We start from the raw sequence: 25,585 nt of genomic DNA on the forward strand, positions 1-25,585 counted from the left end.
CGACACCGGTGATCGCATCGTTTAAAATAGACCTTCTTTTTTTAAATTGGAGCCTTTTCTACCTGCTGTTCAGCGCATGGATCTATTTGATATCCATTTTTTTCTTATGTAATGATTATGACATTTCTTTGTCTCTAACAAAATGACGCTTTTGTAATCATCTTGATTTTCCTTCAAATGGGGAACGTCCTTTTCATAATCACTAGGTTACCCCAATACCTATCGTCAATGATCCTTGTCTCATTTAGATAAATTGAAATAATCATTGCCTTAGTTTCCTTGAAAATCGTGGAATACTTCGTTCCAATTCTTAGCCGATGATACCTTTTTGCGTGCTATGCTCTTCCTACATTCCGAAAGAGGCGATGCTGGCGAAGGAAGGAGGAGCGGTTGAATCGCAGCTTATTTTGGAAACGTTTACATTAAAACAAAATATAGAATGGAGATGTTCATGTTGAAGAAAAAAGTTCCAATGTTAGCTGGTGTGTTAGCGGTTGGTCTCGTGACTTCATTATTTGCGCCAAATGGAGAGGCAAAAGCAGCAACGAAATATCCAGAAAGCCCTTCGATTATGGCCAATTTTAATCAGCAAGGATTCTCCACATTAAATGGCGGTACAACAGGCGGTGAAGGCGGTAAAACGGTGACGGTGAAAACCGGAAATGAACTATTAGCTGCCCTCAAAAGCAAAGGAACAAATGAAAAATTGAAAATCGTGGTAGACGGAACGATTACTCCTTCTAATACTTCAGCCAATAAAATTGATGTGAAAGATACAAACAATGTCTCCATCGTCGGTAAAGGGACAAACGGCGAATTTAACGGGATTGGTATTAAAGTATGGCGCGCCAATAACGTCATCATCCGCAACCTCAAAATCCATCACAGCAAAATCGGTGATAAAGATGCCATCGGAATCGAAGGCGGCTCTAAAAACGTATGGGTCGACCATAATGAACTCTACAACACTTTGAACTCTGGGAAAGATGACTATGATGGGTTATTCGATGTGAAAAATGACTCCGATTACATTACGTTCTCATGGAACTATGTCCATGACAGCTGGAAAACAATGCTGATGGGCAGCTCCGATAACGATAACTACAACAGAAAAATCACGTTCCACAACAACCGTTTTGAAAACTTGAACTCTCGTGTACCATCTATGCGCTTCGGGGAAGGCCATGTGTATAACAACTATTACAAAAACATCCTAACAACAGCGATTAATTCACGTATGGGCGCGAAAATGAGAATTGAACACAACGTATTTGAAAACACGAAAAATGCCATCGGCAGCTGGGACAGCAGTAAAGTTGGTACTTGGCATGTCATCAACAACTCTTATATTAACAGCACAGGTAGCCTGCCAACGTCTTCAACAGGTACGTACAACCCTCCTTATAACTACTCTTTGCTTAACGTGAACAATGTGAAATCAGAAGTTGTATCAAATGCGGGTGTAGGAAAAGTAAATCCTTAATCTCAAAAAAACGTTCGGGCAGAAATCTTCTGTCCGAACGTTCTTGTCATCCATTTTTTACACGACCGAAAATGGACGGTCCATTTCATACAGCTTTTGATAACGCAGGTTTTCTTTCAGCAAATCTTGATGATGCCCCTCCATCTCAATACGACCACCTTCAATAAACATCATACGATCGCATGCCTCACAGCCAGTGAGATGATGGGTGATCCAAATGACTGTTTTTCCTTTTAACACGCGGAAGATTGTTTCAAGCAATTCACGCTCTGTGCGTGGATCAAGCCCGACGGTGGGCTCATCTAATACAACAATCGGTGTGTTTTGCAGCAAAATCCGAGCTAATGCCATACGCTGTCTTTCTCCACCAGAAAAACGAACCCCTGTCTCTTGTACACCTGTGTGATAACCTTCTGGCAAAGACTCAATGTAATCGTGCAGCTGCACTTGCCGCGCGGCTTCTTTTACTTGCTCTTGTGTCGCTTCTGGTGAGCCTAAACGAATGTTGTTTAAAACAGACGTATCGAATAAATAGGGCTGTTGATTGAGCACAGAAACATAAGAGGAAATCTCCTCTTGAATGCTTTGTACCGGTTTTCCCTGAATGCTGACGACCCCTTGATTTGGCACGACTGCCCCTTCTAACAATTTTAAAATGGTCGATTTGCCTGCACCGCTCTTTCCTAAGAGAGCGAGCGATTCACCTTGCTTCAGGGAAAACGAAAAATGCTTTAATACATGTTGATCTACTTCATATCCGAAGGTGACTTGATCAAAACAGACCGCTTCAGCGCCATAAGAGACGGGTGTCTCGTCTGCTGCCTCCCTCTCCACTAATCCTTCATACGACTGCTTTTCATAATGATTTAATCTGCTGACGGCATGCTGATAAACAGTAATATCGCCTGCTGCATCTGACAGCGGAAGAAAGGCTTCTGTTAATGGAAACAGCACAAGCACAAAGGCTGCGATGAGCGTGTGCGGCATAGAACCTTCCTGAACGACCGAGCCGCTCCAATACACGACAAGGATGACTGCTCCTCCAATGACTAGCTGTGCTAAAAATTGGCGCAGACGGATAAACCGATGCGTTGCCGCTTCGAGTGCTAATAGCTTTGCTTCTTTTCGTTCATAGCCTTCAACAAAATCGTTCTGTCTGCCGCTAAACAACCAGTCACTCACGCCCATGACGGCATCTGTTAAATGGCTGTACAGTTCATTTCTGCCTTTCTTCATTTGAATTTGTCTCGCCCGGTTCACAAGTACTGTGATGTATGGGAATACAAATACGAGCAGCGCCATATAAAGCAGCATCAACCCGGCAAAAGGCCATGAGAAAAGCCCAAGTGCTCCAATCGATGCGGCATATAAAAGCAGCGCACCGATGGATGGAAAGATTGTTTTTAAATACGCATCCTGTAATCTCTCCACATCTTCTGATAACAGCCCAAGCATTTCACCTGTTCCAAGCTTAGTCTGTTTGGCACTTCGTTCAGCCATGTCATAAAGACGTACCCGCATTTTTTCAATCATCGTCAAAATGAGCTGATGACTCGCCAGTCTCTCTGCATAACGAGCCGCTGAGCGTGAAATACCAAAGGTACGTACTGCCACGATTGGGACATAGACCATCAAGATATTCTCAGGTCTTGTGGCAGCTTTTGAAATGAGGAACCCTGACGTATACATGAGCATAGAAGCAGAAAACACCGCAATTGCTCCTAAAAAAAGCACCAAGGCAAACAGCTTTTGATTCTCCTTGATATAAGGTATAAACCAGCCTTTACTGACCATGTGTGACCGCCCCCATTTGTTCCTGTACCAATTGATAGTACACACCTTTTCTTTCCATTAATGATTCATGAGTGCCCATCTCTGCAATCGTTCCATGATCCATCATAATGATTTCATCCATCTCCGGCATCCAATGAAGTCTATGTGTGGCTAAAAACACAAGTTTATCTTCAAACAATGGAAGCATTGTTTTCTTCAATTCATACTCTGTCTCAATATCCAGATGAGCCGTTGGTTCATCTAACAGCATAATCGAACGCTGTCCCAGCACTGTGCGAGCGAGTGCAATCCGCTGCGCTTGTCCGCCGCTCAGCCCTCTGCCCTGTTCGCCAATGACCTCATCCAGTCCATTGGGGAGATCAGCTACGAGTTGAGACAAACCTGCCTCTTGCACCGCTCTTTCGACGTCTTCATCTGTTGCATTCGGTTCATAAAAACGAATGTTTTCTTTCAGTGTCATGTGAAATAAATAAGGATGCTGCGGCATATAAACGACTTCTTTTTGCCATGCCGCCAGCTGTAAATGAGCAAGCGGCTTTCCGTTTAGGATCATTTCACCTGCAGACGGTTCAACAAAACCACCGAGAACATCCGTTAACGTCGATTTCCCCGAACCACTGGCACCGATGATCCCAATTTTTTTCTTTCCTTTCACAGTGAGGTCCACATCCTGGATCGAATATGGTGCATGCTCATCATGCAACACACTGACATCTTGCAATGTGAGCTCAGATTGCTCATTCCACTCGTTCAGCTGCACAGATTTTGTCTCCTGCTCTCGGAAGCCCTTTTCGTCTAAAATCACTTGAATCGCCTCATTCGCTTCTTTACCGTTTAACGTTGCATGATAATCATTACCTACTTCACGGACTGGCAAAAAATACTCTGGCGCGAGCATCAGTGCGATCAAAGCCGGCAATAACAAAAGATCTCCTTCAATTAAGCGCAAGCCGAGAAATACAGCGACGGTCGCAATGGACAGCATAGAAAAGAAATCGAGGGCAAAAGATGAAAGAAAGGCGACTTTCAGCGTGCTCATCGTCGCCTTTCGATAGCGCTTTGAGACCTCTGCAATATTGCGAGAGTGCTTTTTGCTAATCCCTAAATTGCGAAGCGTTTCAAGGCCACGGAGAGAATCAGTAAAATGATTGGATAATTTCTCATACGATCTCCATTGTCTGGCTGCTTTACGCTGAGCGACAAGGCCTAGCAAAATCATAAAAACAATTAAAATCGGCAGCGTGACAATCAGAATGACAGCAGATGTTTCATCTAATGTCCAAACATAGACAAGAACCATCACCGGAATAACTGCCATGTTCACCATTTTCGGCAAAAACAGCTGTAAATACTGACGATATTGGGCAATGCCCTCCATTGCCAATGTCACAAGCTTTCCTGTTCCTTTTTTCTTCGTGAAAGCTGGCCCCAAACGAAAAAGTTGGTCTAACAGCTGCTTTCTGACGTCTGCTCCAATTCGGGAAGAATAGGTGAACATCACCTTCTCCCGCATCAAGGTAAGACCGTGCCGCACCAAAAAGGCAACAAGAAACAGCAGGACATAAGGCGTTGCCTGTGAAAGGCTTTTCCCGTCAAACAGCGTAGTAATGGCATGTGCCAGCCACTGTGCTTGAAAAATAATACTTGCTCCTTGGATGATTGACACAATACCTAAGAGGGCAAGAAGCCCTCTCATTCCTTTTAGTTGAAGCAAACGTTTATCCATTAGTAGGTCATTGGCTCCTTACCGCTTACACGTTTACGGAAGACATAGTAGCTCCAAATTTGATACCCAAGCACAAAAGGCAGCAAAGAAATGGCAACTATCGTCATGACCGTCAGTGAATAAGATCCTGATGCAGCGTTTTGAATGGTGAGGTCGAATGCATGATTGATCGAACTAATCATGACACGCGGGAATAATGCTGTGAAAAGCATGGTCACCGTCACCATAATACCTGCACCTGTGAATAAAAATGTCCATCCATCACGCTCTTTTCTCATAAAGAATAGAGCCGCTACATAACAAACCACAATGAGTACAGTTAAAGGGATCGTAATGATCGGACGCACGGTATAAATGTCTGTTTCAAGAATAGACACACCAACAAATACAACAAGAACCGGCAGTGCAATCAATAAAACACGCTGGCCGAGCTTTCTTGCACGATTTCTTAAATCACCCTCAGTGCGGAGTGTGACGAAAATCAATCCATGCAGAAGGCAAAGAACCGTCACGGCTACCCCGCCGATCACTGAATAAAGATTCACAAAGTCTGTAAATCCAGCGTACATATTCATGCTTTGATCAATGGGCATTCCTCGTAAAATACTTGTGAATAGCACGCCGAGTAAAAATGGCGGAAGCAGGCTGCCAAAGAAGATCACCCAGTCCCACGTTTTGATCCATGAAGCCTTCTCGACCTTCCCTCTAAATTCAAAGGCGACCCCCCGCCCAATGAGCGCTAATAGGAGAACCGTAAACGGAATATAGTATCCGCTGAACATCGTAGCGTACCAGTGAGGAAAAGCGGCGAAAATAGCTCCGCCTGCTGTAATCAACCAGACCTCATTCGCATCCCAGAAAGGTCCAATCGTATTGATTAAAATGCGGCGCTCATGTGCATCTTTTCCAAGAAGCTGCATGGACATCCCGACACCAAAATCAAATCCTTCTAAGAAGAAAAATCCAACAAACAATACTGCGACAAGAATAAACCAAATCTCGTTAAGATATGCCATGATATGCGCCTCCATCAAATGGATCTGTAGACAGGTCCGTTTCATCCTTTTGAACTGTATTCTCTTCAGAATGTGCACCTTTTTTAATTTCTCGAATGAATAAGTAGGCAAGCACGATGGCAAGAATCAGATAAATGGTCGTAAAGCTAATGACTGAGAATAGCAGCATGCCGTACGATACGTTTGGTGAAATGGATTGTGCGGTTGTCATCATACCAAAGACAGTCCACGGCTGACGTCCGATTTCCGTCATGATCCAGCCAGCTGAGTTTGCAATAAACGGGAACGCAATCATCCATACCATGAAGCGTAAATACCATTTGTTTGATTCTAGTTTTTTTCTAAAGCTCAAATACAAACCAATCATACTAGCAAAAATCATCAACATGCCGGCACCAACCATGATTCTAAAGCTCCAGAAGGTTGTTTTGACTGGCGGAATGTAGTCTCCAGGACCAAACTTTGCTTCATATTCTTTTTGAAGAGTCAGCATGCCCGGTACATCTCCACTAAACTTAGAATAAGCCAAGTAACTTAAAGCAAACGGAATATTGATCTCCGCAGAGTTTTCTTTTTTATCTGTGTCAATATTGGCAAATAGTGTCCAAGCCGCTGGATCACCACTATCCTTCCAAAGGGCTTCACTTGCTGCCATCTTCATCGGCTGTGATTCCATTAAGTGCTTCGCTTGATCATGTCCAGAGAACGCCACACCTAAGCCAGAAATGAAAGCAAGCACCATGGCGATCTGGAATGATTTTTTGAAAAAGGCGATTTCTTGTTTTTTGATCATTTTATAGGCACTAACTCCTGCGATAAAGAATGCACCTGTAGCCAGCGCACCAAACAGAACGTGCGGGAATTCAACCCAAAGCTGCGGGTTCGTTACAAGAGCGCCAAAGTCATTCATTTCTGCACGGCCATTTTTAATCACAAATCCGACTGGCTCCTGCATAAATGAGTTGGCGAGTAAAATCCAAAACGCCGAAAAGATCGTCCCAAGGGAAACAAGCCAAATACATAACAAATGAATTTTTTTCGGCAGACGGTCCCAGCCGAATATCCAAAGTCCAATAAATGTAGATTCAAGGAAAAAGGCCAATAGCGCTTCAATGGCAAGCGGTGCACCAAAGACATCACCGACAAACCTTGAATAATCTGACCAGTTCATCCCAAACTGGAATTCTTGCAGAATCCCTGTCACCACACCTACTGCAAAGTTAATTAAGAAAAGATGACCCCAAAATTTCGCCATCTTTTTATAAATCTCTTTTTTCTTGACGACATAAAGGGTTTGCATCAATGCAACGATAAATACCAAACCTATAGACATAGGAACAAAAATAAAATGAAATAATGTCGTTGAGGCAAATTGAAATCTTGCTAAAAACAGCTCACTCACAGCCTTACATCCTCCCTTACTTTCGCATGCCGAATGATTCCAGATATTTATGCTCACCATTTCACAAAAAGTTCACCATTTGTTCAATGATTCACAAACGGAAGTCCAATTGATATAGTTCACTCGGTGAAATTTTACTCTTGATTTTCATTCGGTTAGTTATTTATACCTGTACTTTACACCCATGCGCTTCAAAAATAAAGTAAATTTTACCTAAAATTTGGATAGGATTGTGTCGGTTGTTTGAATACTTTGTCAAAAATATGTGACGGAAAGAGATAACCACAAAAAAAATAGCGCTGCTTCTTCGCTGCAGCGCTTTTGAATATTTAGGCTTTTTTCTGTAAAGCGGGTCTTGTGACTTGCACTTCATAGTACGTGATTTTGTTTTTTAACAGGCCTTCCGGTTTCGCCTTTCCATGAGCATGCGCATCACCAAATGCCTGAGATTTTGTCCAATTCACAAAGTCTTCTTTTCGATTCCAGCGGGTGTGAATGGTCACTTCATCGTAATCAGTTGTCTGCTGAGTGACCCATACTTCCATTCCTAAAAAGCCTTCCATAAATTCTACTTGTCCCTGCTTGTTAAACCGTTTAACAAGGTGGTCTGCACTGCCTTTTTCTACTCTTACTTGGTTGTTTACAATAATCATATTTGGTTCATCTCCCTTTTGTTGTTGAATGGAGGCGATGGGGATAATAAGCGGATGCGGTCCGTCTAATTGAACCTCTGCCTGAATCCCAAAAACCTCCTTGAAAAAGTCTTCTGTTAACACTTCTTTTGGTGAACCAATTTGGTGCACCTGACCTCGCTTCATGGCAATGAGACGGTCACAATATTTTGCGGCCTGCTGCAAGTCATGGAGAACCATTAAAATGGTGATGCCATGTGTTTGATTCAGCTGTTTGAGCAGCTCCAATAATTCAAGCTGATGTGCAATGTCTAAATAAGTGGTTGGCTCATCGAGAATGATGGTTTCTGTTTTCTGAGCCAGTGCCATTGCAATATATGCCTTTTGTCTTTCTCCACCTGACAATGTATGAAGCATTCTGTTTTCATTGATGCGACTATTCGTCACCTCAAGCGCCCACTCAATCGCTTCATGATCTGACGTGGTGCTTTTCTTCCAGATGGAACGATGCGGACTGCGACCAAGTGCGACCAGCTCACGTACTGTCATTGATGGGATGGCGGTTCTCGTTTGCATGAGAACCGCCACCTCCTTGGCGATCTCCTGTGCCGTCATCTCTTTTTGCGGGATGTTGTGAATGTAAATCATACCGCTTTCGATTGAAGTCAGTCGTGCGGCCGCTTTGATGAAAGTCGACTTACCTGACCCATTCGGGCCAATGATTCCCGTCACACTCCCTTTAGGAACAGCTGCTGAAATGGAAGACAGCCGAAAGCCGCCTTGAATGAGACTCACGTCATCCATTGCAATGACATTCAACTTAACCCCTCCCTTTCTTTTTTAATAAATAGAGGAAGAAAGGTGCACCGATGCAGGCAAGCAAGATCCCTACAGGCAATTCAACCGGTGTAAACCAGACCCGTGCCGCTGTATCGGCAAAGACCACAAGCACGCCCCCTCCAAGCATTGAAATCGGCAGCAAATACCGGTAATCATCTCCGATTAAAAGACGGATAAAATGAGGTACAACAAGCCCGACAAATCCGATTAAACCACTGACACTGACAGCCGCTCCAGCTAAAAGAGCAGCCAGCGAAATAAGAAAAAATCGGGTTCGCTCTACTCGAAGACCCAATAGCTGAGCCGATTCATCGCCAAGCAAAAAGAGATTGGACGGTTTAATGGCGAAAAAGCAAAGACATAATCCAGCCAGCGCATATGGCGACACAAAGCTAAGATGATGCCAGCTCCGTCCGTTTAATCCCCCTGATAGAAAAGGCAAAACAGCCTGCACACGCTCACTATAAAGCACCATAAACCCATTCATTACCGCACCAAGCAGCGCATTGACGGCAACACCTGCCAAGATCAATTTAAGCGGAGAAACCCCGTGGTCAAATGACAGCATATACACGACAAGAGCTGCTAATAAGGCACCCAGAAAAGCGGCTGCCGGAAGCAAATACGTGAATTGCGGAAGAACAATCATGCTGAGGACAGCAGCTAACCCGCCGCCCGCAGTCACACCAATGATCCCAGGGTCAGCAAGTGGATTTCGGACAACTCCTTGTAAAATCGCCCCTGATGCCGCGAGACAGGCCCCAACGAGAAAACCAATGAGCACACGGGGAAGCCGTAAATCCATGACAATTTTTTCATGAACAGGCAGACCTGATCCCGTGAACACAGCCATTAGATCCGGCAGCGACAATTGTACAGAACCTACCGCAAGTCCTAGACAGACGCCCACACATAAAGAGAGAAACAATCCTGGTAACAGCCATTTTCGTCTTGACTGCCTTTTTTGAAAATCTAGTTCTGCACTCATCTTCATGATGACAATCGCTTCAATTTCTTCTCTAATTCATCGATCGCTCTAATGACTTCTGCGCCTGGATTTGTCCCAAATAGGTCACTTGGCAAAATCTCAACGTGTCCATTTTTGACCGCTGATACAGCGTGCCACGCCGCATTTTGCTTCATTTCACTCATAAAACCTGCTTTGACATCTTTAGGATTGCTGTGTGTCATCAGCAAAATGAGGTCCGGATCGGCCTCGATTACCTTTTCTGCATTAATTTGTGCATATTGCGGAAACTTTTCGAGTGCTGGTTCATTTTCAGCGATATTCGCACCACCAGCGATCCGCAGCAGATCACCGCTTAAAGATTGCGGAAGTGCCGCCATATATGTGCCGGGCGCACCATACACAACGAGCGTCTTTACTTTTTTCTCAGGCTGCTTCACTTGCTTGATCCGCTGATCGATTTGAGCATTGAGCGCTTTGGCCTTTTGCTGCTTTCCAAGTAAATCACCAAATAAAGTAACTTGACGCTGGATGTCCTTCACTGAGTTGGCACTTGTCAAAAGAAGCTGTGAACCAATTCCTTCTATAGTAGAGATATCCTTGCTGTTTAATGATTCATTCCCAAGCACCACATCGGGCTTTAAACTCGTGATCAGCTCGACATCAAATTGATGGGTTGTGCCAATTGATTGTACGGACTTTGCCTTTTGTAGATTGTCTGGCAATTCGGCAGTTGGCCGGCCGACAACCTGGCCACCTAAGGCATAAATGATGCTCATGTCGCCAGTTGACAACGAGACGATCCGTTCAGGTGATTCATGAAACGATAATGTTCTGCCGGCAAAATCCTGAATGTTGAGCGCACCTTGCTTGCTCCTATTCTCGGCCGGCGCCGCCTGGCTGCATCCGCCGAGGAGAAGCACGACGACGAGTCCTGCCCAAATCACATGTAAACATTTCAACCGTCTGTCTCTCCTTTTCTAGTAAACTTTCTTTAGCTTCGCCTGTACCACGAGACGCTTGTTTTTAGGTGCCAGCACATGATCACAGGTCGATAATGTGAGAATCAAGTCATCGGTGGATACGTCTGTTTTCGTTTGATAGATGGACTTCTTACGCACAGCTTGCAAGTAGTGTGCATATTCACCAAGATCCTGAAAATCAGTCTGAATATAATCAAAGTCGACTGTCGTTTCATACACAGCAAAAATCTCTGCTTCATAGCTTTGGTACAGCGTATCGTACTGAAATGTGCGATGATCTTGGAAGAAATCTTTTTTTAAATAGTTTGTGAGACCAGCAAACATAGACCCATCCCTCATCCGGTGACCGTACACCACTGTATTGGGACTTTCATGCAAGACGTCATTACGATAATCCATAAAGATACTGCCTGCCCGTGTGTCATCCTTTACATAATTACGAGTTAAATAGAATGCATTATCGTTTGACTGAACAATTGGATACTGAATCATCGTGTCCTTCATATCAATCCAACCGACAATGTCTTGATTCACCTTTCGCAAATCATCAAATGACTGACGGATTTCTCCAGGTTTTCGCTGTTTCATTCCATCCTCGTGTGTGTAAAGTGTCTGAGCCTTTGCAAGCACCTGACGATTTTGATAATAGCCAAAGAGCTCCAAGCCAATGGCAGTACCGCTATATAGAAAAACACCTAAACAGACGATCGTCAGCATTCGCTGCCCGATCCTTTTCCCTCGTTTCACACTGTCTCACCTGCTTTTTGCACAACTTATATGCCTACAGGCACGATATACATCCCTGTTTCTGCATCCTGCTTAATTGTGACGGACACATGATAAATGTGCCGCACCATTTCTTCTGTTAACACATCATTTGGCTGTCCTTCGCGGATGATTTGCCCATCTTTCATGGCAATGATGACATCACTATAGCGAATCGCCTGATTCATATCGTGCAGGACCATGACGATGGTTAATCCATGCTCGACATTGAGCTCTCGAATGAGCTCAAGAATGTCAAATTGATAATACATATCCAAATAGGTCGTCGGTTCATCTAAGAAAAGGATCGGTGTTTTTTGGGCTAAAGCCATGGCAATCCATACACGCTGCCGTTCTCCGCCAGACAATGAGGCGAGCGGCACCTTTCGTTTATCGGTCAGCTTTGTACAGGACAGCGCCCACTCAATTGCTTTCTCATCCTCTTCCTTGTCACCGCCTCGCATCGTCTGGTAGGGCGTTCTTCCAAATGCCACGACTCGTTCGATCGTTAAATCGAGTGGCGCTTCATTTTGCTGATGAACGACTGCCAGCTTTCTCGCCAGTTCTCTTGGCTTAAACGCATTCAGCTCTTGCCCATCTAAATGAATCTGTCCTTTGTTTGGACAATGGTTATGTGCCATCAAAGAAAGCAGCGTGGATTTGCCCGAGCCATTAGGACCGATAATGGTCGTAATTTTCCCCTTTTCGATGTTCGTGGTGACTGATTGAACAATGTCCCTCTGTCGATCATAGGAAAACGACACCTCACGAATGTCCATGCAGACGATCCCCCCTTCTTAATAAAAAGATCAGAAACGGCCCGCCAATGACAGCCATGATTGTAGAAGCAGGGATTTCATTTGGTGCCACAAGCGTTCTGCCGAGCGTATCAGCCGTCAAAATGAGCAAGGCCCCGCTTAACGCAGAAAATGGGATCAGTACCCGGTGGTCCGAGCCGACAAGTCTTCTAGAGATATGTGGAATGAGCAAGCCGACAAAGGCAATCACGCCCGCTACCGCAGCAGTCACCGCTGCTAATAACACCGCCGTGATTGAAATCAAAAGGCGCATTCTGGTCACACGCAATCCTAAGTTTTTCGCCGTCTTATCCTGAAGAGCAAGCAAGTTACACCATCTGCTAAAGAAAAGCGCAACCACAAGCCCAATGAGGCCATAGACACCGATTAAACGGACATCTCCCCACGTTTTCATCGTCAGATTTGACTGCCCTGACTGATTAATGGTGATATTGAAATAGCTGCAAATGGTCACAAACGCTTCTGCCATCCCTGTAAACATGGCATTGATGGCGATCCCCACCAAAATCATTCGAATCGGGCTTAAGCCGCCTTTCCAAGACAACACGTATACGAGGAAGCAGGCAATTGCCCCGCCTAAAACTGAAAATAAAGGAGAGTAGAAATAAAATTGAGGAAGCGCTGTAATCGCCATTAAAGAAAAGAAGCTAGCTCCCGATGAAATACCAATAACACCGGCATCTGCTAATGGATTCCTCATTACAGACTGCAGGAGGACACCAGAGACAGATAAAGCCGCCCCTGTAAACATCGCAATGAGCATGCGGGGGATTCTTAAATCTTTAATGATTTCTACCTGTGCATGTTGACCAGTCATAAGCCCTTCCAATAATTCAATCGGTGTGACATGAATGCTCCCAGTAATGGCGGAATAAATAAATACGCCGGCTAGTAAGAGACTGACTATCAGAAATAAAATCCCTGTTTTTTTCATCTTGAACGTCCTTTTATCATTAAGATTCGCCGCTTATGACGGATACAACATACGGGTCAATTCATCTAATGCCTCTGCTGCCTTTAAGTTGCCTGTTGTCCCGAATAAGCTTTCTTCGAGGTCGTACACCCGGTCTTGTTTAACCGCATTAAAATGTTTCCAAATGTCATTTGTTTTAAATTCTTGATCAAACATTTTGACGACTTCATCTGGCATCCCATGTGCGGCTCGAAGAATGATATCTGGATTGGCTTTTTGTAAATACTCCGTATTGGATGCCAAATACTCCATTTTCTCACCTTTTACGATGTTCTTTCCTCCTGCAATACGCACAAGATCACCGATATAGGAATTCTCTGTTGCCACTAAATAACTGCCTGGTACACCAAGCAAAATGAGAACGGATGGCTTCGTCTTTCCCTTCGTTCTCTCTTGTATGTCTTTCTTTTTTTGTTCAAAATCATCCACAATGCGTTTCGCTTGTGTCTTTCTGTCATATTTTTCTCCAAGCTTTGTGATGGCGTTCTCCATCTTGTTCAGGCTCTCAAGGTTGAGGTATGTCGCAGGGACAGAAGCTTGTTGAAAAGGCGTTTCTAAATCATATTGAAGGGTCGTGACAGACAGGACATCTGTCGGTTGAAGTGATTGGATGATTTCCATGTCCGGGCTCATTGGGTTACCGACTGCTGGGAGTCCTTTGTATCGAGCCGGCAAGGATTTTTGACTTGTTGGCACCCCGACAAGATCCACCTCTAGCGCATCCATGATCTCAGCAGCAGCTACAGTCGTTGCCACAATGCGGGCATTTGATGCTTCGCTTTTTTTGCCTTTCGCTGAGCTTTCAGCAGACTGTGAGCAGCCTGCTAGGAGGACGCACACACATAGAGCAGTAATCAGGGTACATAACATTCGATGCTTCAAAAAACAAAAGCCTCCTTTCGAAAAAAGAGAGTAGGTGCGCCGAGATGAATGGCGCACCTCACTTAAAATAGATTCTTTATCTTGTACGAGTTTGATACTTTCTGACGAGCACGAATAGTGACCCGCCGAATAAAAGAATGTACACCCAAAGAAGCGAAGTATCTCCTGTTTTTGGGTTCAGCTGACCTGTCTCAGACTTGGTTTGGTCATCTGATGGCGTAAAGGTCATCTGCTCGGCGCCCGTTTCCTCTGGTGCGAGATTCGCAAGCTGGTTTGTTTGAGAATCGTGATCATTTGGATTTTTTACAAAGCCGATGCTCTCATCGTCTCCGATCACAGTCGCAATTCCGCTTCCTTCACCACTTGCGATGCCTTTCGTATCATAAACAAGTTTGACATCATACTGCTCATGATAATTTGCAGCTGGAATGTCAATTTTCACGCGTGCTGCCTGATCACTGCTTAAACTTTTTGCTTCATATTGAATCACTCTTGTATCTGCTTTTTGATCAGTCTTTGCAACTAGCGTCTCTTCAAATTTACCGCCTGTTCCTACTTGGAACGACGTGATGGCTGAGCTGTTCTTCACTGTGTACGAAACGAAATGGCGGCCATTTTTCACCACCAATGTCGCAGGGCTCACGACGTAATCGTTCATGCGAGAAAGCTCATCTTTATCTGCTTTCTTCATTGAAAAAGGAAGCTTGTACACCCCGTCTTTTAGCTGAGCTGTCTCTTGATTCGCTCCGCCATTCGTTGCTTCTGGTGCTGGTTTATTTGGTGTTGGTGTTTCTGGTGTAGCTGGTGTTTCTTCCTCTATTTGACCGTCCTTCAGTGGAACGATACTTTTTGAATCAAATTGAAAACGAATATCGTACGTTTGATCATAGTGAGCGGCTGCTACCACAATGTGTACTTTTCCGTTAACTGCTTTTTTCAGATCAGACACTTCAAATGAAACCACTCTTGTGTTCTTTGCTTGATCTGTGCTCACGTTTTTCACTTCTTGATAAGAACCGTTTTTCTCTATTTTCAAAGAATCAACAGACGTATGATCCTTCACCGTAAAGGAAACAGTTTGCGTTCCATTTTTAACGGTTAACGATGCTGGATGTGAGAAGTATTGGCTCATCCGAGATGCCTCATCCTCATCGCCCTTCAGCACACTGTAGTTGATACGATACACACCATCTTTTAATTGGTTCTGCGTCGAATCAACTGGTGTTGTGCCGTTTTGATCATCCGGTGTTGTTTCGCTGTCGCCTGGCGTCGTACCATTTTGATCATCTGGTGTTGTTTCACTATCGTCTGGCTTCGTGCCATTTTGATCATCTGGTGTTGTTTCGCTGTCGCCTGGCGTCGTACCGTTTTGATCATCAGGTGTTGTTTCACTATCGTCTGGCTTCGCAGGCGTGACAAGTGTGAGACTGCTCTGATCGAAAGCGAGCTGTACGTCATACGCCTCATCATAAATAAAGCCGCCTAAGTCCCAGTAAATTTTGACCCAGCCATTTAATTTGGCTGATACATCGGCTACATCAAATTTGATGACACGCGTATTTGCTGTCTCATCTTCACTGACCGTTTCAGTAGTAACGAGAGAGCCATTTTGTTCGACCTTGAAATCTGTGATTTCTTTGCTTTGCTTCAGTGTAAGATAGGCAGTCGTCTTGCCATTTTCAATGACGAGCTTAGCTGGCTTTTCTGTATACGTATCCATCATGGATGCTTCAGTGCTGCCATTTTTTAAAATGGTGAATCCGGCCGTATATTCACCATCAGCCAATGATGCCGCCTGAGCCGTTCCTTGAGGCAGCTGAAACGCAGTCAACAAACTAAATAAAACGAGCAGAATAGCTGTCTGTAGATGAAAAAGACGTTTCAAAAGATGACACTTCCTTCCGTTAATGCTTGATGATCCACTTTCTCGCTAAAAACCCGCCTGAACATAAGACAAGCACAAGGAGCCATCCCATCTGGCTTGTATCACCAGTTTGAGGATTTTCTTCTTGTTTTGTTTTGGTGGATGAATCAGTTGTTTTGGTTGTTTCTTTTGATGATTCTTGATGTTTTGCTGCACCTGCTGTTCCTTTTGAACTGTCAGAAGAAAGTGACTTGATGCTGCTTTCATCGAATTTCAGCTGGATGGTATAGTCGTGATCATAATCAGCCGATTTGACTGTGACATGGATTTTTGACTTGATTGGTTTAGACAAGCTCTGTGCTTGGAATTGAACAACCCTTGTATTGGCTTTCTTATTCGTTGATAGAACCGTCGTATCGACATAGCTGCCATTTCCTAGCACTTTAAATTCCGTTACCCAGCTGCTGTTTTTAATGGTCATTTGCACAGTCAGCTTGCCATTTTTCACGATCACTTTTGCCGGCTTCAGCCAGTAATCATTTGCCATCGAAACTGCAGTCCCTTCGGCCTTCATCACAGTGTAATTGACGGAGTATGTACCATCATTTAATGAAGCAGCCTGTGCATTTGAAAAAGGCAGTATAAGTGCCAAAAGCAATGCAGCCATGAAGGCTGGCATCATGATCCATTTTTTCATCAAATGAATTTCCTCCCTTTTTATTGAACAGTTGCTGCATCAAACTTGACGCGAATGTCGTAATTGCCTGTATATCCAATGACCGGTACAGTCACACTCACTTTTGCTGGTACAACATCTGTCAGGCTGTTGACACTGAACTCTACCGTTCTCTTATTGGCAGCTGTGTTTGTACTGATCACCTTCGCATCTTTGTAGACACCTTGATCCAATGTTTTAAAGCTTGTAATCCATGAGCTGTTCGTTAACGTAACTTGCGCTTTGATTTTTCCATCCTTCACAACAAGTTTAGCTGGTTTCTCAAAATACGTATTTGCAGTTGACGTTGAATCACTGTCTGCTTTCCATACCACATATTGTGCTGAATATTGACCATCTGCTAAGCCTGCTGCTGAGGCAGAGCTAACCGGGGCTAGAGCAAACAATAGTACAAAGCTAAAGAATAATAAGGCGTGTGATGCTGAACGAAGTGATTTCATATATATCCTCCTAATTGATATTGATAATTATTCTCAATAGACAATAAAAAAAATAACCTTTATCAGCGTATGAATCACACTCATAAATGATTATGATAATCATTATCAATTGAGTTTAAAAAATAAATCTTTGCTTTCGACAAGTCAAAGATGTCTGTTGCTACATGATGTAGTGATACACGATTTAGGTAATCTGTCCCATCCATGATACCATGGCATAACCTCCCCATTCCATTACAGGGAAAAGAACCCTCTTATCCTTGATATTATATGATGAATGAATTTATTGTCAACATCATTTTTCATACTATTGACTTAGATTTCTGGAAAATCACAAAAAAAAATCGATCAGGGACACTGATCGAAATCGATTAAGAAGGGACATGGTCACCCTTTTCACTATTTTTGCGCTCTAAAGACCAAGCATACATTTCCCGTATGACTGGTTCAATTTTCTTTCCTTGTTCTGTTAGTTCATATTCAATCCGCACGGGAATGTCGGGATATACTTTTTTCTCAACAAGGCCTTCAGCTTCTAAATCTTTCAGCCTTTCTGATAATAACCGTCCGCTAATGTTCATTTCATTTTCAAGCTGACAAAAACGTTTTGGCCCTGTCAAAAGCTGATTGATGATGAGAATCACCCACTTCTTCCCTAAAATCTCCATGGCATCTGTAATTGGGCAGCCATCTACTTGAGCCATACCTTACTCCCTCCTGCTTTTCTCTACTTTTTTTCATTATAACATAATTAATTACTTGAAATAAGTCACTAACTATTATATAGTTTAGTTACTAAAAGTAACAAGGTAACCATTTTTATTAATTTTCAATAAACCATTGAACATACAGATGCATATAACATGAAGGAGATGACCGAGCTTTGAATACAATAGAGCAGGTAAGATTAGGTGTAACAGAATTACATGTGTCCAGCTTTGAGCGTTCTTTGCCTTTTTATACAGACATTTTAGGTTTTACTATATTAGAACAGACGGATTCTACTGTCACGCTTGGCAGCAACGCAAAGGAACCCATCCTTGTACTGAAAGAAGATGTGCAGCTGAAAGAGAAGCCGGATCATGAGCCAGGACTTTATCATTTTGCGGTTTTATTACCTACCAGAAAAAACCTGGGCACATGGCTGGCGCATGTGATCAAAAAAGGCTATCCTTTAATTGGAGCAAGCGATCATTTTTTCAGTGAAGCCATTTATTTAAGTGATCCAGATGGCATCGGCGTCGAGGTTTATGCTGATCGTCCTCAGGACATATGGGTAGGTGAGCATGGAGAGCTGAAAGGTGGCGGAAATGCTCCGCTTGATGGAGATGGTCTCCTGCAAGAAGCTGCTGATTCCACCTGGGAAGGACTCCCGGCTGGTACAGTCATGGGACACTTGCATTTCCATCTCAACCCAGAAGAAGCCGATTCCTTTTATGTGAACACGCTCGGTTTTCATATCCGAATGACTTCCCCAGCAAGCTTATTCATTGCTGCTGGCTTATATCATCACCACCTTGCCTTTAATGCATGGGGACGCGGGAGAAAAGGAGCCATTGATCCACGTTTTTCAGGAATTAGAAGCTATACACTGTTTTTCCCAAAAGAAGAAGATAGAACATCTGTCGTCGAACGTTTGACAAAAGCAGGCGTTCACATCAACACGACAGGAAAAAGTAACGAATTTATTGATCCATTTGGCGTTCTCGTTCGTTTACAGATTGAAGAAACAGACAAAAAAGAAGGTGCAGAATATGGACAAACACACAGAGGTTAAAACAGCCATTTTAAAAGATAAAATCAAACGAGTACAGCAAGAAGACGGATTTATATATATTACTGGACCCATTAAACTGCCTGTGAATTTAGACGGTAGAACGGTCATGTTTAACTGGTATTCATGGTTAAAAGACGATGGGAAAGAACCATTATCAGATGAAGCTTTAATCGAAAGCCTTTCCTCCCGTGAGCTTGCAGATCACCAGCAATCAAGTGTCCTTGTTTACGGAGATTTCGAACATGCTGATGAAGCGCTGATCCGCATGCATTCCATTTGCCATACTGGCGATATTTTCGGAAGCAAACGCTGCGATTGCGGGTTCCAATTGAAACAGTCTATGCGGATGATTGAGGACAATGGAGCAGGCGCACTGTTTTATTTAGCCAACCATGAAGGACGCGGGATCGGTCTTTTCAGTAAAGCCATGGCCTACATCTTGCAAGAAAATGGCTACGATACAGTAGAAGCGAACGAAGCACTAGGCTTTGAAGATGATACACGTCAATATGAAGAAGCAATTGCTGTTCTTCAAACATTGCGCACAAAGCCAGTCAGACTTATCACCAATAATCCGAAAAAGACGGATGCCATCAGCCATGCAGGTCTTTCTCTTTCTGGACGGATTCCACTTTGGGGTGATGTCTCTGAGTTTAATGAAAAATACTTGCAGACAAAAATTAACCGCTCAGGCCATATAAAGGCGGATCAAGAGGTGCGTACGATTGCCACATCATGAGCGATATATGAAACTAGCCCTTGAAAATGCCGAAGCAATGAAAGGTCAGACATCTCCCAATCCGCTCGTCGGGGCTGTGATTGTGCGAGAAAATGAAATTGTTGGGGTCGGGGCGCATATGAAGGCCGGCGAACCTCATGCAGAAATCCATGCGCTCAAAATGGCTGGAGATAAAGCAAAAGGTGCCACGATCTATGTGACACTAGAGCCTTGTTCCCACCATGGCCGCACTGGCCCATGCGCTGAAGCACTTGTGAAAGCTGGCGTAGAAAAAGTCGTCGTTGCTGCACTGGATCCGAATCCGCTTGTTGCCGGGCGCGGGATTGCCATTTTACAAGATGCAGGCATTCAAGTCATCACAGGCGTCATGGAGCAGGAATCCATTCTCATGAATGAAGTGTTCAACCACTTTATTACGGAAAAAACGCCGTTCGTGACACTCAAAGCAGGCATTACGTTAGACGGAAAAATTGCATCTGCTACGTCTGACAGCAAGTGGATTACATCAGAGACGTCCCGTTATGATGCGCATCACATTCGCAGTATCAACGATGCGATTTTGGTCGGGGCCCAAACCGTCATTCACGACGATCCTTCATTAACGGCACGCATTCCAAACGGTCATCATCCGATTCGTATTGTCTTAGACTCTAAGCTGTCTATACCGCTGACTGCAAAGGTGGTCACAGATCAGATGGCACCAACATGGATCTTTACAACAAAACAAGCCGATGAGGAAAAACGAGCCGCTTTAGAAGCAGCTGGCGTCAGCGTCATCATGACGGATAGCGATATCCGGGTGCCCTTACAAGAAGTACTTCAAGTGCTCGGAGAAAGAAATGTCTCCTCCCTTATGATTGAAGGCGGCGGACAAATCAATGCCTCATTTTTGGAGCAGCAGCTTGTCGATAAACTCGTCATCTACATGGCACCCAAGCTCATTGGCGGACGACTCTCTCCTTCCTTTTTCGGAGGCGAAGGCATACGCCTCATGAGTGATGCAATTGAACTGGATCAGCTCTCTCTTGAACCACTCGGAAAAGATATAAAAATAACGGGTTATCCTGTTTATCAATAAACAACAAAGCTTGTAGATTGAGTCTGCAAGCTTTTTTCTCATCATTGAATTTGAGGTGATTAAATTGAACATCAAAGGAATAAACCATTTATTATTTTCTGTTTCTGATTTAGAGACATCTATTGATTTTTACACAAAGGTCTTTAATGCCAAATTGTTAACAAAGGGCAGAACGACAGCTTACTTTGATTTGAACGGCCTGTGGCTTGCCCTCAATGTAGAAAAAGACATTCCTCGTCAAGACATCCATCACTCTTACACACACATCGCTTTTTCTATTGATGAGGAGGATGTAGATCCAATGTATAACAAACTAAAAGATTTGAACGTCAACATCTTACCAAGCCGGCCAAGAGACGAAAGAGATCAGAAGTCGATTTATTTCACAGACCCTGATGGACATAAATTTGAATTTCATACAGGAACCTTGAAAGATCGATTGGATTATTACAAACTAGAGAAAACACATATGGAGTTTTATGAATGAAACGCAAAGAAAAACAGAGAGGAAACAACAAGGTGCTATTCGTCATTAAATAGGAAAGATGGTAAAATATACATAGAAACGTGTTGCAAACGATAGTCCTCCCCCCTTCCATACTAAAGGTATTTTTATGCCTAGAAAGGAGGGGTCAGTTTGAGAACAAAACTTGTGCGTTCACGCGTTGAGAGACGCAAAAACAAAAAGAAAAAAGCTTGTACCTGTAAGTACAAGCTTTGGTTCCTTATCTTAAATTCAATCCGAACTCTAGTCCAGTTCATCATATGGATTTTAGATAAGAGAACGTTCTGAATGAACCCTTAAGATGATAATGAAAAATAAAGCGGCACCTTCATTACCCCTAGTCAAGGTAATGCTGGTTCTATCTCGTTTCTGTTTTTTGGAGGGCTGCTTTATTTTTTCATATTATTTCAGTGTATTCCTCACATTTTAAATTTATACATAGAAAAAGCACACGGTAGTCAGCCGAGTGCCCAAATTAAATTTCTTTTCAGTTGTATGGTGAACGTTCAAGAAATTCACCTTGAAGCTCTCGTGCTTCAGTTTGAAAACTAGTTCAACTTAGTCCGAGTTGAACAAAAAACTTGTGCAACAATATGTTACCATAAGTAACAATTTGTTACCATAGTTAAGCTTATTTTTTAATCTTACTTATTCATTTCAAATGCAGAATTTTCATTATTTCAAATAAATTATACAGCTTTTTGTTATGCAATGAATCAAATATACTGAACAACACTCAAAATAACTTTCAAGTATAATAACCTGTACTTTTCTTCTAAGCCCTCCTACTTTCTATTGGCAATTGTAAGACCTTATTAAGTTAAATAAAAAAGAATCAGTATATAAAAAACTGATTCTTTCTGCATACATTTATCTCAAACAAATCGTATTTAATCCACGAAACGTGTCGTAAAATGTTTCATGTGAAACATCTGTGATCTAATATTGATCAATTTCCCTCTATCAGCCTGCCAAAGCTTTCGGGTGAAAGTCCCGGTGAAATGCGCAGGCGGTGTAAGGACATCATGCCTTGTTCCTTTTTCGCATGTCCTGGTTCAGTGGTCACAGCCATTTCATATCCTGCTTCCTTCGCCAGCTTCAGCGTGTCTTCGTTATAGCGACCGACCGGATAGCTGACCATGATCGTTTGTTGAGAAAACCGCTGGTCAAAGAATACCTTCGATCCTTTTAATTCTTTTTCCTGCTGCTTCTGTGATAAACGATTGAGTTCTAAATGATGAATGGTGTGACTCTCTATTGAAATACCATGCGCCATCATATCATCCATTTGAGCATCGGTTAAATGATGCGGACGACCAATGGACTGCTCGATCATAAAAATCGTGGCTTTCATTCCATATTCCTTTAAAACCGGAAATGCCTTTGTATAGTTATCCGTATAACCATCGTCAAATGTGATAAGAACATACTTTTCACTTGGTGTCGAATTGGTCGCGAGAACTTGATATGCCTCTTTCGGCGACAGCGTGACATAGCCGTTGTCTTTCAGCCATTTCATATGAGCCGCAAATTCGCTTTTTGGCACACGTAACGAATTACCGTTGGAAATACTGTGATACATCAAGATTGGAAGCGCAACGGGTTCCTTTTGCTGAATCCAGTTTTGTTTGTCTATCTCTGTCGCTTCAATTTGCTGCGTTTCTGTTGTTTCTTTCGTTTGTACTTGACCCTTTACCTCTTTGATGGCTTGCTGGTTTCCTTCTGTTTGCTGTTTCGTACCCATACAGCCCGAAATGAGCAGCATGACTAGACCAACTGCAAGCCACATACATGTTTTTTTCATTCACCAATCCTGCTTTCTCTTTATCTACCGAATGATTATAACAGAAATTGGTTAATAGCTGAAATCATCTATTTTGAGAAGGTGTTCATCTTCGACAGTCAATGTATACCCTGCTCCACGTTTCATATGAAGTGTTGCCCCATGTGCTTCTAATATTGATTTAAGCGCTTTCATATCTGTTTGAACTGTTCGTGATGTGACGCCTATCAGGCGGGCAATGTCTTCACCTGTCAGCTCCTGCTCTGCCTGCATTAACCGCCTCAACAGCTCCTCCTGACGTAGAGATAACATAGACTCCCCTCCCTTGTTCAATTTCTTTTGCCTATCATCATAAACGAAAATAGAACTCTTTGCCCAATTTTTCTTTCCGGCTGGAAACTTTGTTATGGCTCAAACGTATGAATATGAAACAAGAGGAGGGATACATCATGTTTGTTATCATGATCATACTAGCTTCTTTAGGCGCCATTGCCGCCCACATGTTTACACCAAAAGATAAGCGTTCATCTTCTAGGCATTCTGCACATCACAGTTCAACAACCAGTAACTATACTGATTCGTATACACATCACGCTTCTGATGCCTCCTGCGGTGGTGATTCAGGTGGTAGCGGCGGATGTGACTAAACCTCAAAAAAACAGCCGCTGTTCAGCCGGCTGTTTCGTTTATTTTATTAAAGAGCTTTCCAGCCCCGTTCGATTAAATGTTTGACATCCTTTGCAAAATCCTCGCCTTTTTCCATCACATCTTGGGCTCTTCCTGCAAAATTACTAGCAACAGCGAGTTCCATCTTTTTCAACTCAAAGTGCATAATTTTTTGGTCTATCTCTGTTATATAGGTTTCATACTCATTGTTCACGATATCGTGCATCACGTGATAGGCTTCTTTCCGATGACGGTGAAAGTCCGTTCCTCTCTCACCTTTCCATGACGAATCTAGAGCAGGCTTCTTGATTTCCTTTATGTCAGACTGCGCAAGATCTTGTTCTGTTCGAATATTACTTTTGGCTGTCTTTAACCGAGAGATCATTTCGTCAAATTCTGCACGTTTGTTTTCAATCCCCATATGCAGATGGTGCAGCATCTCGGATAAACTCATGTCATCCACCTCTATCAGACCTCATAAGAAAGCACGGCGTCAGAGTTTTTGAAACCAAGCAGATCATCTGGTTTTTCCAGTCCTGACATTTCTATCGTTCGCTTTCATTAAGTATAGTATAAGGTGAAAAGCCTTAGGCTTAAATAGGGAAAAGGTGTCCTTTTAACACGTCATTAGGGAAAAAACGGAATAAAACAATGCTATAAATACTGAATTATTTATGAGTCTTTTTTGCTATATTTCACATTGTACTCAGATACGCTATCAATAGAACGATTGGGGCTTATGATTTTGCCGCAATCGCTTCATCCTGTTCTTTTAGCGTCTTCACATTTGAGCGTGTGTCCTGAACGTTTTTGATCAAGGCTTCTTTAAAACTTGAGACCATTTCTCCCACCTCAGCTTCACGTGCCGTCCACTTGGTCACAAATTCAAGGCTGTTTTCACCAGCTTTATCCGCTGCTTTTTTCATTGTTAAAGCTTCAATTGCTTGGGAGACTTCATCTAGTTTATCCATAACTGTTTGGTAGTTTAACTTAATTTGTCCCATTGTGATATCCTCCAGATTTGGTCAGCATGAAGCTCGCTTACAAGCTGCTCCATGCTTTTGAGATCAAGCGTTTCGCGTCTTCTACTGCGTCTTCTCCTTTTTCAGCCAGACGTGCGGCATCTCCAGCTAAAGAGCTGGCAAAGGATAAGGCAGCCTGCTCTGCTTCTAGTGTACTGATTTTGAATTCGATTCGGCTCACGTAGCGTGGGTATTTATCGCTTACGATCGTTTGCAGCGCATCATGCGCTTCATTTCGCTCTGATTTGAAATCTTGGCTCCGCTCACCTTTCCAAGAGGCCCCAAGCTTTGGCTGCTTGATTTGTTTTAGGTCTGTTTCTGCCGCATCTTGTTCACGTTCAACCTTACTTTTTGCCTTTTTGAGTCGAGCAATTTTCTCTTCGATCTCTGCCTTTTTATTTGAAATGCCACCATTAAGGGCAGACAGCATATCCGATAAGCTCATATGGGTTCCTCCTCCTGTCAAAAATAAAAACGCTGCTTAGAGTCCCTCTAAACGAGCGTAATGATGAATCGCACTTTTTCCAATATTGTTATTATAAGGTTCAAAGACTCATGTTTGAATAGGGATTTGTGCCCTTTTTATGGTATAAATATGCTTTCAATCGCCTTCATACCACACCTTAAGACCTCTTTTATAGGGGGTCAAAATACATATCCTTTCTTCTGAAAACACACATAGTCTTACGGTCCT

Annotated in this window: 26 protein-coding genes; 6 read left to right on the forward strand and 20 right to left on the reverse strand. The window is 43.1% G+C overall.

Features of this window, described 5'->3' with window-relative positions:
* The first annotated feature begins 451 nt into the window (after positions 1-451).
* Positions 452-1,483, forward strand: coding sequence for a pectate lyase family protein (locus NST57_RS19165; RefSeq protein ID WP_138826679.1), 1,032 nt, complete (start codon positions 452-454; stop codon positions 1,481-1,483).
* A gap of 57 nt (positions 1,484-1,540) precedes the next feature.
* Here the strand turns inward: NST57_RS19165 and cydC are convergent, their stop codons facing one another.
* From cydC to NST57_RS19240, 15 genes are all read right to left on the reverse strand, one after another.
* Positions 1,541-3,277 carry a thiol reductant ABC exporter subunit CydC gene (cydC, locus tag NST57_RS19170; RefSeq protein WP_341299084.1) on the reverse strand — a complete coding sequence of 579 codons (1,737 nt, stop codon included), beginning with the start codon at positions 3,275-3,277 and terminating at the stop codon, positions 1,541-1,543.
* Positions 3,267-5,003, reverse strand: coding sequence for a thiol reductant ABC exporter subunit CydD (gene cydD / locus NST57_RS19175; RefSeq protein ID WP_341299085.1), 1,737 nt, complete (start codon positions 5,001-5,003; stop codon positions 3,267-3,269). Before cydD ends, cydC begins: the two co-directional genes overlap by 11 nt.
* The gene (gene cydB / locus NST57_RS19180) at positions 5,003-6,019 is read right to left on the reverse strand and encodes a cytochrome d ubiquinol oxidase subunit II (protein ID WP_017368319.1); all 1,017 of its coding nucleotides are present in this window, start codon (positions 6,017-6,019) and stop codon (positions 5,003-5,005) included. The genes cydD and cydB overlap by 1 nt, the downstream gene beginning before the upstream one ends.
* Positions 6,006-7,421 (reverse strand): cytochrome ubiquinol oxidase subunit I, encoded by a 1,416-nt coding sequence (locus NST57_RS19185; protein WP_142153195.1) that lies wholly within the window; start codon positions 7,419-7,421, stop codon positions 6,006-6,008. The genes cydB and NST57_RS19185 overlap by 14 nt, the downstream gene beginning before the upstream one ends.
* A 329-nt stretch (positions 7,422-7,750) precedes the next feature.
* Positions 7,751-8,872: a heme oxygenase gene (gene isdG, locus NST57_RS19190; RefSeq protein ID WP_142153197.1), complete on the reverse strand. Its 1,122-nt coding sequence runs from the start codon at positions 8,870-8,872 to the stop codon at positions 7,751-7,753.
* 1 nt (position 8,873) lies between these two features.
* Entirely contained in the window at positions 8,874-9,887 is a 1,014-nt protein-coding gene (locus NST57_RS19195) for an iron chelate uptake ABC transporter family permease subunit (protein ID WP_142153199.1), read from the reverse strand.
* Positions 9,884-10,822 (reverse strand): ABC transporter substrate-binding protein, encoded by a 939-nt coding sequence (locus NST57_RS19200; RefSeq protein WP_341299086.1) that lies wholly within the window; start codon positions 10,820-10,822, stop codon positions 9,884-9,886. The genes NST57_RS19195 and NST57_RS19200 overlap by 4 nt, the downstream gene beginning before the upstream one ends.
* Positions 10,823-10,840: 18 nt before the next feature.
* Complete coding sequence (srtB, locus tag NST57_RS19205; protein ID WP_058213457.1) at positions 10,841-11,590, reverse strand: class B sortase; 750 nt, start codon at positions 11,588-11,590, stop codon at positions 10,841-10,843.
* Positions 11,591-11,616: 26 nt separating this feature from the next.
* Entirely contained in the window at positions 11,617-12,387 is a 771-nt protein-coding gene (locus NST57_RS19210) for an ATP-binding cassette domain-containing protein (protein WP_142153203.1), read from the reverse strand.
* The gene (locus NST57_RS19215; RefSeq protein ID WP_017368325.1) at positions 12,374-13,360 is read right to left on the reverse strand and encodes a FecCD family ABC transporter permease; all 987 of its coding nucleotides are present in this window, start codon (positions 13,358-13,360) and stop codon (positions 12,374-12,376) included. The genes NST57_RS19210 and NST57_RS19215 overlap by 14 nt, the downstream gene beginning before the upstream one ends.
* 33 nt (positions 13,361-13,393) lie before the next feature.
* A complete protein-coding gene (gene isdE / locus NST57_RS19220) occupies positions 13,394-14,281 on the reverse strand; it encodes a heme ABC transporter substrate-binding protein IsdE (RefSeq protein WP_142153205.1) in 888 nt (295 codons plus the stop codon).
* Between the two features lie 76 nt (positions 14,282-14,357).
* Positions 14,358-16,166 (reverse strand): NEAT domain-containing protein, encoded by a 1,809-nt coding sequence (locus NST57_RS19225; protein WP_341299087.1) that lies wholly within the window; start codon positions 16,164-16,166, stop codon positions 14,358-14,360.
* A gap of 19 nt (positions 16,167-16,185) precedes the next feature.
* A complete protein-coding gene (gene isdC, locus NST57_RS19230; protein WP_341299088.1) occupies positions 16,186-16,842 on the reverse strand; it encodes a heme uptake protein IsdC in 657 nt (218 codons plus the stop codon).
* Between the two features lie 20 nt (positions 16,843-16,862).
* A complete protein-coding gene (locus tag NST57_RS19235; RefSeq protein ID WP_142153211.1) occupies positions 16,863-17,321 on the reverse strand; it encodes an NEAT domain-containing protein in 459 nt (152 codons plus the stop codon).
* Positions 17,322-17,692: 371 nt separating this feature from the next.
* Positions 17,693-18,025 carry a winged helix-turn-helix transcriptional regulator gene (locus tag NST57_RS19240; protein ID WP_142153213.1) on the reverse strand — a complete coding sequence of 111 codons (333 nt, stop codon included), beginning with the start codon at positions 18,023-18,025 and terminating at the stop codon, positions 17,693-17,695.
* A 179-nt stretch (positions 18,026-18,204) separates the two neighbouring features.
* Between NST57_RS19240 and NST57_RS19245 the strand changes: the two genes are divergently transcribed.
* The 4 genes from NST57_RS19245 (at position 18,205) to fosM (ending at position 21,402) form a co-directional block, all read left to right on the forward strand.
* Complete coding sequence (locus tag NST57_RS19245) at positions 18,205-19,098, forward strand: VOC family protein (protein WP_341299089.1); 894 nt, start codon at positions 18,205-18,207, stop codon at positions 19,096-19,098.
* Complete coding sequence (locus tag NST57_RS19250; protein WP_341299090.1) at positions 19,076-19,837, forward strand: GTP cyclohydrolase II; 762 nt, start codon at positions 19,076-19,078, stop codon at positions 19,835-19,837. Before NST57_RS19245 ends, NST57_RS19250 begins: the two co-directional genes overlap by 23 nt.
* Positions 19,824-20,915 (forward strand): bifunctional diaminohydroxyphosphoribosylaminopyrimidine deaminase/5-amino-6-(5-phosphoribosylamino)uracil reductase RibD, encoded by a 1,092-nt coding sequence (ribD, locus tag NST57_RS19255; protein WP_142153219.1) that lies wholly within the window; start codon positions 19,824-19,826, stop codon positions 20,913-20,915. Before NST57_RS19250 ends, ribD begins: the two co-directional genes overlap by 14 nt.
* A 64-nt stretch (positions 20,916-20,979) precedes the next feature.
* Positions 20,980-21,402: a FosM family fosfomycin resistance protein gene (fosM, locus tag NST57_RS19260; RefSeq protein ID WP_041091552.1), complete on the forward strand. Its 423-nt coding sequence runs from the start codon at positions 20,980-20,982 to the stop codon at positions 21,400-21,402.
* A 967-nt stretch (positions 21,403-22,369) separates the two neighbouring features.
* Here the strand turns inward: fosM and NST57_RS19265 are convergent.
* Both NST57_RS19265 and NST57_RS19270 read right to left on the reverse strand, forming a co-directional pair.
* Complete coding sequence (locus NST57_RS19265) at positions 22,370-23,224, reverse strand: polysaccharide deacetylase family protein (protein WP_142153223.1); 855 nt, start codon at positions 23,222-23,224, stop codon at positions 22,370-22,372.
* 51 nt (positions 23,225-23,275) lie between these two features.
* On the reverse strand, positions 23,276-23,515 hold the full coding sequence (locus NST57_RS19270) for a helix-turn-helix domain-containing protein (protein WP_341299091.1): 240 nt from the start codon (positions 23,513-23,515) through the stop codon (positions 23,276-23,278).
* A gap of 137 nt (positions 23,516-23,652) precedes the next feature.
* Here NST57_RS19270 and NST57_RS19275 point away from each other — a divergent pair, with 137 nt between their 5' ends.
* Positions 23,653-23,850 carry a hypothetical protein gene (locus tag NST57_RS19275; RefSeq protein ID WP_142153225.1) on the forward strand — a complete coding sequence of 66 codons (198 nt, stop codon included), beginning with the start codon at positions 23,653-23,655 and terminating at the stop codon, positions 23,848-23,850.
* Between the two features lie 47 nt (positions 23,851-23,897).
* On the opposite strand, the gene NST57_RS19280 is transcribed toward NST57_RS19275, so the two are convergent.
* The 3 genes from NST57_RS19280 to NST57_RS19290 all read right to left on the reverse strand — a co-directional run bounded on the left by NST57_RS19280 (position 23,898) and on the right by NST57_RS19290 (position 25,336).
* Positions 23,898-24,323, reverse strand: a complete 426-nt coding sequence (locus tag NST57_RS19280) for a YwqH-like family protein (protein WP_142153227.1) — start codon at positions 24,321-24,323, stop codon at positions 23,898-23,900.
* A gap of 283 nt (positions 24,324-24,606) precedes the next feature.
* On the reverse strand, positions 24,607-24,873 hold the full coding sequence (locus NST57_RS19285) for a YwqI/YxiC family protein (RefSeq protein ID WP_341299092.1): 267 nt from the start codon (positions 24,871-24,873) through the stop codon (positions 24,607-24,609).
* Positions 24,874-24,910: 37 nt separating this feature from the next.
* Positions 24,911-25,336: a YwqH-like family protein gene (locus tag NST57_RS19290; protein ID WP_008345637.1), complete on the reverse strand. Its 426-nt coding sequence runs from the start codon at positions 25,334-25,336 to the stop codon at positions 24,911-24,913.
* Between the last annotated feature and the right edge of the window lie 249 nt (positions 25,337-25,585).

The sequence above is a fragment of the Bacillus sp. FSL M8-0077 genome, assembly GCF_038050255.1.
GTDB lineage: Bacteria > Bacillota > Bacilli > Bacillales > Bacillaceae > Bacillus > Bacillus altitudinis.

What these genes read in the sequence shown, in the direction of transcription:
- NST57_RS19165 (WP_138826679.1), top strand. Translation starts at nt 452, where the DNA reads ATGTTGAAGAAAAAAGTTCCAATGTTAGCTGGTGTGTTAGCGGTTGGT.
- cydC (WP_341299084.1), bottom strand. Translation starts at nt 3,277, where the DNA reads ATGGTCAGTAAAGGCTGGTTTATACCTTATATCAAGGAGAATCAAAAG.
- cydD (WP_341299085.1), bottom strand. Translation starts at nt 5,003, where the DNA reads ATGGATAAACGTTTGCTTCAACTAAAAGGAATGAGAGGGCTTCTTGCC.
- cydB (WP_017368319.1), bottom strand. Translation starts at nt 6,019, where the DNA reads ATGGCATATCTTAACGAGATTTGGTTTATTCTTGTCGCAGTATTGTTT.
- NST57_RS19195 (WP_142153199.1), bottom strand. Translation starts at nt 9,887, where the DNA reads ATGAAGATGAGTGCAGAACTAGATTTTCAAAAAAGGCAGTCAAGACGA.
- NST57_RS19210 (WP_142153203.1), bottom strand. Translation starts at nt 12,387, where the DNA reads ATGGACATTCGTGAGGTGTCGTTTTCCTATGATCGACAGAGGGACATT.
- NST57_RS19215 (WP_017368325.1), bottom strand. Translation starts at nt 13,360, where the DNA reads ATGAAAAAAACAGGGATTTTATTTCTGATAGTCAGTCTCTTACTAGCC.
- isdC (WP_341299088.1), bottom strand. Translation starts at nt 16,842, where the DNA reads ATGAAAAAATGGATCATGATGCCAGCCTTCATGGCTGCATTGCTTTTG.
- NST57_RS19235 (WP_142153211.1), bottom strand. Translation starts at nt 17,321, where the DNA reads ATGAAATCACTTCGTTCAGCATCACACGCCTTATTATTCTTTAGCTTT.
- NST57_RS19240 (WP_142153213.1), bottom strand. Translation starts at nt 18,025, where the DNA reads ATGGCTCAAGTAGATGGCTGCCCAATTACAGATGCCATGGAGATTTTA.
- NST57_RS19250 (WP_341299090.1), top strand. Translation starts at nt 19,076, where the DNA reads ATGGACAAACACACAGAGGTTAAAACAGCCATTTTAAAAGATAAAATC.
- NST57_RS19265 (WP_142153223.1), bottom strand. Translation starts at nt 23,224, where the DNA reads ATGAAAAAAACATGTATGTGGCTTGCAGTTGGTCTAGTCATGCTGCTC.
- NST57_RS19270 (WP_341299091.1), bottom strand. Translation starts at nt 23,515, where the DNA reads ATGTTATCTCTACGTCAGGAGGAGCTGTTGAGGCGGTTAATGCAGGCA.
- NST57_RS19275 (WP_142153225.1), top strand. Translation starts at nt 23,653, where the DNA reads ATGTTTGTTATCATGATCATACTAGCTTCTTTAGGCGCCATTGCCGCC.
- NST57_RS19280 (WP_142153227.1), bottom strand. Translation starts at nt 24,323, where the DNA reads ATGAGTTTATCCGAGATGCTGCACCATCTGCATATGGGGATTGAAAAC.
- NST57_RS19285 (WP_341299092.1), bottom strand. Translation starts at nt 24,873, where the DNA reads ATGGGACAAATTAAGTTAAACTACCAAACAGTTATGGATAAACTAGAT.
- NST57_RS19290 (WP_008345637.1), bottom strand. Translation starts at nt 25,336, where the DNA reads ATGAGCTTATCGGATATGCTGTCTGCCCTTAATGGTGGCATTTCAAAT.